The sequence below is a fragment of the Massilia niastensis DSM 21313 genome (assembly GCF_000382345.1).
GTDB lineage: Bacteria > Pseudomonadota > Gammaproteobacteria > Burkholderiales > Burkholderiaceae_D > Telluria > Telluria niastensis.
The window spans coordinates 1-10007 of sequence record NZ_KB908181.1; the positions used below are offsets into that span (position 1 = coordinate 1).

9 protein-coding genes and 1 pseudogene are annotated in these 10007 nt (G+C 66.0%); 7 read left to right on the forward strand and 3 right to left on the reverse strand.

Features of this window, described 5'->3' with window-relative positions; all coding sequences use genetic code 11:
• Nucleotides 1-428 (reverse strand): CoA-transferase (locus H162_RS32320; protein WP_040788533.1); only part of this gene is annotated, 428 nt, incomplete at its 3' end.
• Nucleotides 429-494: 66 nt separating this feature from the next.
• On the reverse strand, nucleotides 495-1262 hold the full coding sequence (locus H162_RS0129075; protein WP_020656994.1) for an SDR family NAD(P)-dependent oxidoreductase: 768 nt from the start codon (nucleotides 1260-1262) through the stop codon (nucleotides 495-497).
• A 412-nt stretch (nucleotides 1263-1674) separates the two neighbouring features.
• Between H162_RS0129075 and H162_RS0129080 the strand changes: the two genes are divergently transcribed.
• The 5 genes from H162_RS0129080 (at nucleotide 1675) to H162_RS0129100 (ending at nucleotide 7313) form a co-directional block, all read left to right on the forward strand.
• Nucleotides 1675-2160, forward strand: a complete 486-nt coding sequence (locus H162_RS0129080) for a tripartite tricarboxylate transporter TctB family protein (RefSeq protein WP_020656995.1) — start codon at nucleotides 1675-1677, stop codon at nucleotides 2158-2160.
• A 16-nt stretch (nucleotides 2161-2176) separates the two neighbouring features.
• Nucleotides 2177-3688, forward strand: a complete 1512-nt coding sequence (locus H162_RS0129085; protein ID WP_026355249.1) for a tripartite tricarboxylate transporter permease — start codon at nucleotides 2177-2179, stop codon at nucleotides 3686-3688.
• Between the two features lie 73 nt (nucleotides 3689-3761).
• Nucleotides 3762-4676 carry a LysR family transcriptional regulator gene (locus H162_RS0129090; RefSeq protein ID WP_267872169.1) on the forward strand — a complete coding sequence of 305 codons (915 nt, stop codon included), beginning with the start codon at nucleotides 3762-3764 and terminating at the stop codon, nucleotides 4674-4676.
• Between the two features lie 160 nt (nucleotides 4677-4836).
• Complete coding sequence (locus tag H162_RS0129095; protein WP_229452326.1) at nucleotides 4837-6810, forward strand: acetoacetate--CoA ligase; 1974 nt, start codon at nucleotides 4837-4839, stop codon at nucleotides 6808-6810.
• Nucleotides 6811-6977: 167 nt separating this feature from the next.
• Nucleotides 6978-7313: a CzcE family metal-binding protein gene (locus H162_RS0129100; RefSeq protein ID WP_020656999.1), complete on the forward strand. Its 336-nt coding sequence runs from the start codon at nucleotides 6978-6980 to the stop codon at nucleotides 7311-7313.
• 63 nt (nucleotides 7314-7376) lie between these two features.
• Here H162_RS0129100 and H162_RS0129105 read toward each other — a convergent pair whose 3' ends face one another.
• Entirely contained in the window at nucleotides 7377-8999 is a 1623-nt protein-coding gene (locus H162_RS0129105) for an MFS transporter (RefSeq protein WP_020657000.1), read from the reverse strand.
• 462 nt (nucleotides 9000-9461) lie between these two features.
• On the opposite strand from H162_RS0129105, the pseudogene H162_RS35850 reads away from it, so the two are divergent.
• Together H162_RS35850 and H162_RS32330 are read left to right on the forward strand one after the other, a co-directional pair.
• A pseudogene (locus H162_RS35850) lies at nucleotides 9462-9614 on the forward strand (electron transfer flavoprotein subunit alpha/FixB family protein); the annotation flags it as partial.
• A gap of 165 nt (nucleotides 9615-9779) precedes the next feature.
• Nucleotides 9780-10007: transposase (locus H162_RS32330; protein ID WP_169444510.1), on the forward strand; the 228-nt coding region annotated here is incomplete at its 3' end.

Here is a 10007-nt window from a genome sequence, read left to right on the forward strand (position 1 = left end):
TTCAGCTTGCCGCCTTCGAGGCGCGGATCGACGAAGGTGCCGAGGCCCACCTTGGTCAGCAGGCCCGGGGTGCGCGCGGCGATATGGCGGGTCAGGTGCGACAGCGAGCCTTGCGGGAAGTTGTAGGCTTCGACCTGGTCCTCGAAGACCATCTTCATCATTTCCTTGCCGGTCTGGCCGAAGTGGCCGGCCACGGTGCGGCGGATCATGCCCGGGTGGGCGAAGTGCACCATGCCGCCGTCGCGGCTGTTGCCGACCGCGCCGCAGGCCCAGGTGGTGAGGGCGCGCGGGTGGCCGGTGTCGAGGAAGCGCCGCTCGATCCCTTTCAATACTTCTTCCGGGAGGCTGATCATGGCCAGCCCGCCCAGGAAAATCGTGGCTTCGTCCTTGATCAGGCTGCCTGCTTCGTCCGCGCTGATGATGTTCATGCAATCTCCTGCCGATATATTCGTTATGAATCATGAAGTTGGTGGCGACGCCCGGAGCCGTCGGGCTCAGCGTGACGGCGGGTGCGCGCCGCCATCGAGTCGAATCACTTCCCCGTTCAGGTAAGGATTTTCGATGATGTGGCCGACCAGGGCGGCAAATTCGGCCGGATCGCCTTCCCGTTTCGGAAATCGCGATGCCGTGACGAGGGACGCCCTGGCATCCGGCGACAGGTTGGCTTTGAACGGCGTATCGAATACGCCGGGCATGATGGCGCACACGCGAATTCCGTACGTGGACATGGCGAGCGTCAGGGGGCGCGTCATGCCGGCGACTCCCGCCGTACAGGCGGAGTAAGCGAGCTGGTTCGATCCGTTGTGCTGCGCATCCAGCGCCGCCGTGTTGACGATGACGCCCCGCTCGCCGCTTCTCGCGAGCGGCTCGTTGTCCATCATCTGCGCGCCCGCCAATCGGGTGACGTTGTAGGTGCCCACCAGATGGAGCTGCAGGATGCGCGTGAATTCGGCAGCCGAATGGGTGTCGTGCACACTGGCGCGCCGTGGCTGGCCCACGCCGGCGCAGTTGACGCAGATGTGAATCGCACCGAATGCATCGAGCGTTGCGCGAATGCCCGCCCGGACCGACTCTTCGAGAACGACGTCCACGTCGATATGGATCGCCTTGCCGGCATGCGCTTCGGCGAACGCCTGCCCGCGCTGGCGGTCGATGTCGAAAATGGCGACCCTGCCTCCTGCGGCGAGGATCCGTTCAGCCGTCGCCTGGCCCAGTCCAGATGAGCCGCCGGTGACGATGGCGACTTTTCTTTCGATGTTCATGTCGTTCGTGTCCTTTCGGGTGGTAGTGCCGGGCCGAGGCGCCTGCGCGCCTCTTTTTTGCAGTACAGGAGTGAGCGCCTTCGGTTACCGGCCCAGCTTATCGGATCGGGCTCGCTTCCAACGTCGTGTGAATAGAGGACATGCGCTGCGGTCAAGCTCCCCCAAACCTGTCAGCTATCGAGCAGGTTCCTGGGCTGCACTGGCGCGTACCCGGGCTGCAAGGAGGATGTCGGCACGCCGGGCAGAGGCATCGTGGGGAAGTTTTCAACGCGACCATTCGCGCATGGTCCATACGGACCGGACGGAAAACCCTTCCGTTTTGCGAAACACGGACTCGGCAATTTCGAGAACATCCCATCCTGTCGCGGTCATATGATCTGTCCAGAACAACTATCCACCACCAGGAGACAGCATGGTCATCAGGAGTCAGAAAGACTTTTTTGCCGGGCTCACGCTCGCCATCGTCGGCGGGGCGTTCGCGCTCGGCGCCCGCGAATACCCGATCGGCACGGCCGCCAGCATGGGGCCAGGCTATTTTCCGCTGCTGCTGGGCGTCCTGCTGGCCGTCCTGAGCGTGGCGATCACGCTGGGATCGTTCGGCAAGCCGGACGAAACCGAGAAAGTCGGCGCCATCGCCTGGAAGCCCCTGCTGTTCGTCGTCGGCGCCAACTTCGCATTCGGCATCCTGCTGGGCGGCCTGCCTTCCATCGGACTGCCGGCCATGGGGCTGATGCCGGCCATCCTCGCGCTGGTGATCATCGCCACGCTCGCCGGCTCCGGGTTCACGCTGCGCGGGACCATCACGCTCGCCGCCGTCCTCGCCGCAGGCAGCTGGCTGGTGTTCGTCAAGACCATCAACTTGCCGATCCAGCTCTGGCCGGCCTTCGTCACCGGCTGAAAGGGCGCATACCATGATGGATCTGATGAATCACCTCGCCCTGGGCCTGAGCGTCGCCTTCACCTTCGATAACCTGATGTATGCGCTGCTCGGCTGCGTGCTGGGCACCGTGATCGGCGTGCTGCCGGGCCTGGGGCCGACCGCCACCATCGCCATGCTGCTGCCGGTCACCTACGCGCTGCAGCCGCTGGCCGCGCTGATCATGCTTGCCGGGATCTACTACGGCTCGCAGTACGGCGGCTCCACCACCGCCATCCTGGTGAACCTGCCGGGCGAGTCGTCCTCGGTGGTCACGGCGCTCGACGGCTACCAGATGGCGCGCAAGGGCAGGGCGGGACCGGCGCTGGCGGCCGCCGGCATCGGCAGCTTCATCGCGGGCTCGGTCGGTACCCTGGTCATCGCGGCCTTCGCCGTTCCCCTGACCCGGGTCGCGTTCCAGTTCGGGCCTGCCGAGTACTTCTGCCTCATCGTGCTCGGCCTGATCGGCGCCGTGGTGCTGGCCTCGGGGTCGGCGCTCAAGGCGGTTGCCATGACCGTCCTTGGCCTGCTCATCGGCACGATCGGCACCGACGTCCACTCCGGCGTGGCGCGCTACGGCTTCGAGCTCCCCGAGCTTTCCGACGGCATCGGCTTCATCATCGTCGCGATGGGGATCTTCGGCTACGCCGACATCGTCAAGAACCTCGCGCGCACGGAAGAGAAGCGCGAGGTCTTCACCAGCAAGGTGGACCACATCTTCCCGACTGGCGAGGACTTCCGGCGCATGATGCCGGCCGTACTGCGCGGCACGACGCTGGGCTCGCTGCTGGGCATCCTGCCCGGTGGCGGGGCGCTGCTGTCATCGTTCGCCGCCTACACCCTGGAGAAGAAGCTGCCGCTGCGGCGCGGCGAAGTGGCCTTCGGCCAGGGCAATATCCGCGGTGTCGCCGGTCCCGAGTCCGCCAACAACGCCGGCGCGCAGACTTCCTTCATCCCGATGCTGACACTGGGCCTGCCCTCGAATGCGGTCATGGCCCTGATGCTGGGCGCGATGATGATCCATAACATCCAGCCGGGTCCCCAGGTCATGACCAGCAATCCCGAGCTGTTCTGGGGCCTGATCGCCTCGATGTGGATCGGCAATGCGATGCTGCTGACCCTCAACCTGCCGCTCGTCGGCATCTGGATCAAGCTGCTGAAGGTGCCCTACCGCTGGCTTTTCCCGGCCATCGTGCTGTTCTGCGCGATCGGCGTCTACTCGACCAACAACAGCATCTTCGACATCTGGACGGTCGGGCTGTTCGGGATCGTCGGCTACGGCTTCCTCAAGCTCGGGCTGGAGCCGGCGCCGCTGCTGCTCGGCCTCATCCTGGGGCCGATGCTGGAAGAGAACCTGCGCCGGGCGCTGCTGCTGTCGCGCGGCGACTGGAGCGTCTTCATCACACAGCCGCTGGCGGCCAGCCTGCTGTCCGTGGCCGTGATCCTGCTCCTGGTGGTGCTGCTGCCATCGATCAGGAAGAAGCGCGAAGAAGCCTTCGTCGAAGCCTGAGGAAATCCGCCCGCCCCATCGATGCCGGCCACACGGAGGAGATGGGGCGATCAACCGGGAGAAAGTCATTCACATCGATCTCGTCCAGCTCCGCACTTTCGTCGCAGTCGCGGAGGAGCAGCACCTGACCCGCGCCGCCGAGCGGCTCCATATCAGCCTGTCGGCCGCCAGCGCCCACGTGCGTTCGGTCGAAGAGCGCCTCGACACGATTCTGTTCGTGCGCGCCAACCGCAACCTCGAACTCACGCGCGCCGGCCACCTGCTGCTCGGGAAGGCCAAGATCCTGCTGAACGAGGCCGCATTGTTCACCTCGTTCGGGCGCGAGATCTGCGGCAAACTCGAGGGACGCCTCGTCGTCGGATCCAGCAGCGAGCCGGCGTCGAGCCGGATTGCCGAAGTGGTGCGCGCCCTGCGCGACAAGTACCCGCTGATCAGCGCGGACTTGCGGGCCCGGCCTTCGTCCGGCACGCGGCAGGGCCTGAAGATCGGCGAAATCGATATCGGCCTGATTCTGGGACGCCCGCTCGACGCCGGCTTCACCTACTACGAACTGACGAATGTCGCGTTCCGGGTCGCGGGACCGGTCGCCTGGAAGGAGCAGATCGAAGGCGCGAGCTGGGCGGAACTGGCGGCGCTGCCGTGGCTCACCCATTCCGATTCGAGCATGGCGTATTCCGTCATGCTGCGCCAGTTGTTCGATGCGCGCGGCCTGGAGCTCAATAGCGTTGCGCGTTTCGACAATGCGGCCGTCGGCCGCGCACTGCTCGAAGCCGGCGTCGGCATGATGCTGATGCGGGAAGAGCACGCCAGCCAGGGACTCCAGCAGGGTATCCTGGCGGTCTCGCCGATCGCGCACACCCGGTTCCCGATCTATATGGCCCATGTGGCCGGCCGCCGCAACGACCCCTTGATCCGCGCCTTCCTCGAAGCGGCCGCCGAGGTATGGCCCGGCCTGAGTCCCACGGCCGCGCATCCGGAACTGTTGTGAGCCGCCGGATGCTTCGCCAAACGAACAATCCGGTTCCCGAAAAAGGCCATGGACCACGTCAACAGCCGCGTCATACACTGCATGCGTCGCAGTCGAGTCGAGAAGCAGCGACCGCGCACCTTGCAGTTCTTCCTCCCCAACCTGATGAGAGAAGGTGAACATGTCCATGACGAGTGCTCCATCCTGGTCTCCCTCCGCCGCCCGGGTGGCGCAGGCCAACATGACTGCGTTCAGGCAGGCGGCCGAACGGCGCTGGCGGATTGCCTTGCCCGACTACGACGCACTGCATGCCTGGTCGGTCGATCGGCCGGAGCAGTTCTGGGCCAGCGTCTGGATCGACGCCGGCATCATCGGGACCATGGGCGAGCGGGTCCTGGTCCCGGGACCGAGCATGCCCGAGGCCAGATGGTTTCCGGAAGCGCGCCTGAACTTCGCGGAAAATCTCCTGCGCCGCTCCGGCAACGCCGATGCGCTGGTGTTCCGGGGCGAGGATAGCGTCAGGATCCGGATGTCGCGCGCCGAGTTGCGGACTGCCGTGGCAAGGTTCGCCGCCGCCCTGCGCCGGCACGGGGTCGGCAAAGGCGACCGCGTCGCCGCCTACATGCCGAACATGCCGCACACGGTCATCGCGATGCTGGCGGCGGCGAGCATCGGCGCCGTATTCACCTCGGCCTCGCCGGATTTCGGCGTGCGCGGCGTGGTCGACCGCTTCGGGCAGACCGAACCCAGGTTCCTGCTCGCCTGCGACGGCTATTTCTACGCCGGGAAGCGCATCGCTTGCCTCGACAAGCTGGCGGCGATCGCCGAGGCCGTGCCGTCTATCGAACGGATCGTGGTCGTGCCCTATGCGGGCGAGGCGCAGTCGCTGGCGGCGGTCCCGTGCGCGCAGTGGTACGAGGATTTCATCGCCGGGTCTGACCCGGACCCCGGGCTGGCGTTCGAGGCGCTGCCGTTCGACCACCCGCTCTACATCATGTACTCCTCGGGCACCACCGGGGTGCCGAAGTGCATCGTGCACGGTGCGGGAGGCGCATTGCTCCAGCACGTCAAGGAGCACCGCCTGCACTGCGATGTCAGGGAGGGCGACCGCCTGTTCTACTTCACTACCTGCGGATGGATGATGTGGAACTGGCTGGTCTCGGGACTGGCTTCCGGCGCGACCCTGCTGCTGTACGACGGCTCGCCATTCGCAGCGAACGGCCAGGTGCTGTTCGACTATGCCGATGCGGAAGGCATGACGCACATGGGCACCTCGGCGAAATTCCTGGAAGCGGCTGCGAAGATGGGCCTCGCACCGCGCGCGACCCACCGGCTGGACGCGCTGCGGGTACTCCTGAGCACCGGGAGCCCGCTGGTGGCGGAGGGCTACGACTACGTGTACCGGCACATCAAGCGTGACCTGCAACTGTCGTCCATCTCGGGCGGCACCGATATCATTTCGTGCTTCGCGCTGGGCGCCCCGGTCCTGCCGGTGTGGCGCGGCGAACTGCAGTGCCGCGGCCTCGGGATGGCGGTCGAGGTGTGGGACGATGAGGGCAGGCCGGTGCGTGGAGGGAAGGGAGAACTGGTCTGCACCAGGCCCTTCCCCTTGATGCCGCTGGGCTTCTGGGGCGATCCCGACGGCAGCAGGTACCGTGCAGCCTACTTCGGACGCTTCGCCGGTACCTGGTGCCAGGGCGACTTCTGCGAGATCACCGGGCACGGCGGCCTGGTCATCCACGGCCGGTCGGACGCGACCCTGAATCCGGGAGGCGTGCGCATCGGGACTGCGGAGATCTATCGCCAGGTCGAACGGCTGCCCGAGATCCTGGAGTCGGTGGTGATCGGACAGGATTGGCCGCCGGAGGCGCCCAGGGACGTGCGGGTGGTGCTGTTCGTCAAGCTGCGGAAAGGCATCGTGCTCGACGACGCGCTGGTCGCGAGCATCCGCGACACGATCCGCGAAAACACGACCCCGCGCCATGTTCCTTCCCACGTGCTGTCGGTGCAGGACATTGCGCGGACCCACAGCGGCAAGATCGCGGAACTGGCGGTGCGCAACGCCGTGCACGGCAGTCCGGTCAGGAATATCGAGGCGCTGGCCAATCCCGAGGCCCTGGCATTCTTCCGCAACCGCCCGGAACTGCAGGCCTGAGACGGGAGCCTGGGGCGGCCGGTCTTCATGGCCCTGGCCAGATCATGTACGGAAAATCGGGATAGTAGGCACAAGTCTATAATGAGCCCGTTCGTGTGGAACGCGACGAACGGAAGCTGCTTCTTATGGTGCTTGCCGCATACTATTATTGATTGGAGGTACATGCTATGAAAGCGACACGCGTTTGCGCTACCGTACTTGGCCTTGCCGTATCGGCCCTGGCGATCCCGTCCCATGCCGGCACCCCGTGCCCTGCGCTGCTCGGGGAACGCGCCCCCGAAGCAGCGGCGGCACGTACCATCGTCATCACCCCGGACACGAAGTACGTGAACGTGGAGGGGGGGGAAACCGTGAGATTCGTGGTGGGTGAACGTGCATTCGCCTGGAACTTCAACGGTTCCCTGATCGTCGACATGGTCGAACTGAATCGGGTCGTTCCGCCCGACATCCTGAACCACAAGGTAAGGGCTTTCGTCGCCCCGGACCCGCGCTACCTGGACTGACCGGGCGCGCCGCCGGCGTGGCCACCGCGCGTGAAGGCGCGGGCCATGCCGGCGACAAGCGACTCAGTCCGGCGGCGCATCGCTGAAACTGCCGATCGGCTGGCCAATGTAGCGCTTCGTCTGCGGCGGTTCCGCGCCGATGTGGAAGGCCAGGCGACGCTTGCGCAAGCCGATGTCGGCGGCCGTGAAGCGTTCCTGGCGGCGCTGGTGTTCGATCCAGTTTTCATCGAGGAAGTACTCGATGTAGCGGCCCGCCTGCGCGGTGTCGCGGAACAGGCCCCAGGACAGGGCTCCCTGGCGCAGGCGCGCCAGGCGGGTCTGTTGCATCACGGCGTTGAAGGCCTGGGCATTGGCCGGGTCGATCAGGTATTCGATGGTCACCATCACGGGCCCGTCATCGGGGCCGATATCGATCACGGGAGCGGGCGCGGCGCCTGACGGTGTCGCCGGGGTGAGATCCTCGTCGACCGTGCCGCCGGCGCCCCTTTTCCTGGTGAGCAGCAGCAGGCATGGCCCCAGCAGCGCCGCCGCGATGATGCTGGTCCGTACGTCGGTCAGCGTGGCGACGTAGCCCCACAGGGCCGCGCCCGCGGCGCTGCCGCCCATCAGGGCCATCTGGTAGATCGACATGCCGCGCGCGCGCACCCAGTCGGGCAGGGCAAGCTGCGCCACCACGGTCAGCGAGTTCGCCGTGCCGATCCAGGCCATGCCGGCGACCGCCATGGCCGGCACCGACAGCCACAGGGTCGGCGACAGCACCACCACGACCGCGGACACGGCGTGCACGCAAATCCCCAAGTACACCATGGTGTCGCGCCCGATGCGGTGGCGCAGGCGGGCGAGGTTGAGCGCCATGACCAGCGCGCCGCCGCCCATCGCCGCAAGCAGGGCCGTGAAGGTCCCGGGCCCGCCGCCGTGGACCTGGCGCGCGATCAGCGGCAGCAGCGCCGTCAGCGAGGTCGCCTGCAGGAAGAACAGGAAGATGCGCGCCAGGACCACCCGCATGCGCGGCGACTGTTGGACGTGCTGGACCCCGACGCGCATCGCGGCGAAAAAGCGTTCGCCGGGAAGGGCGCTGATCCTGGGTTCGGAGCGCCAGCGCAGGATCAGCACGCAGGCGAGCACCGACAGCCCCGCATTCAGCAGGAACACATAGGCGCTGCCGGCGCCGGCGAGCAGGGCGCCCGCAAGGACCGGACCGATCACGCGCGACATGTTCGCTGCGATCGCGTTGAGCGCCAGTGCGGCGGACAGGTCCTGGCGGGCAACCAGCTGGGGGACGATGGCGGCGAACACCGGCCAGCGCATCGCCATCGTGATGCCGTTGGCGAAGGTGAGCACCAGCAGCAGCGGGGCGCTCAGCGCACCGGCGAAGGACAACACGGCAAGCAGGACGGCGACCAGGCTGGCCCACACCTGGGTCAGGGCGAAAAAACGGCGCCGGTCGACGATGTCGGCCAGCGCGCCGCTCGGCAAGCCAAGCAGGAAGACCGGCAGGGTCGAGGCGGCCTGCACCATCGCGACCATCAAGGCATTGTCGGTCAGCGAGGTCATCAGCCACGCCGAGGCGACTTCGTTCATCCACATGGTCATGTTGGCGGCCAGCCAGGCCAGCCACAGCATGCGGAACACGGGTTGGCGCAGTGGCGCGAAGGTCGATTGGACGGCGCTGGGATCGTTCGGCAAGCGGTTGTTCTCCTTGGCGGATTGCGACGGGCCGGGTGCGTGCGCGGTGTGCGGGCCAGGCCGCGGGCGCACCATTGCCATGGAACCAGTATACCGTGTCATGCCGGTGCGCAGGCCGGGAGATCTTCGGTTTTGCGGCATACGGGCTCGGATAAATGAAGACCATCCCTGGTCCCGGGCGTCCTATGATCGCTTCGGTGTCAACCGACTGGAGAAGTCGAAAGGAACAGGTCATGGAATGCGTTTGCCAGCCCACCAAGGAAGACATCAGGAAGTGGCTTACCGAGCGCTGGCAACAGCGCTCTCCGATTCCCGATGCCGAACAAATCCGCCGCCAGTTGGGCTGGGATGTCGCCCGGCCCCACAGGCGCACACCCGAGACAAGCGGCGCCCACGAACGGCCGCACGGTCCCCGCCCGCGCTAAGGTCTTGTCGGGAGAATCATGGCTACCCTCGTCATTCGGCATCACCGGCGCCATCCAGCACCTGTCCGGCATGAAGGATGCGACGACCATCGTCGCGATCAACAAGGATCCGGAAGCGAGGATTTTCCCGGTGGCCGACTATGGCCTGGTCGCGGACCTGTTCGCGGCGGTGCCGCAACTGGCGGCCGCTCCAGGCTGGATCGACATGCGGGCCGAGGGGGCGAGAAGATGCCGGTCGTCCAGGATGAATGAGCGGCATGAAGAAGAGTGGCAATCAGGCGCCGATAGGCGCTTCAGACTGCTGACAAAGTCAAAAGCCCTCGCCAACGGCGGGGGCTTTTGATTTAATGTCATCATGCTCAAGACACCTTCTCCCTTCCAGCACGAGCTGGAGATGGTCACGCTGGAACAGCTGGTACCGCAAGACCATTTGCTGCGTCTGATCGACCGCCACATCAAGTTCGATTTCATCCGGGAACAGACCGCGCATTTGTACTGCGCCGATAATGGTCGCCCAGCACTGGACCCTGTGACGCTGTTCAAGATGCTGTTCATCGGCTACCTGTTTGGCATTCGTTCGGAG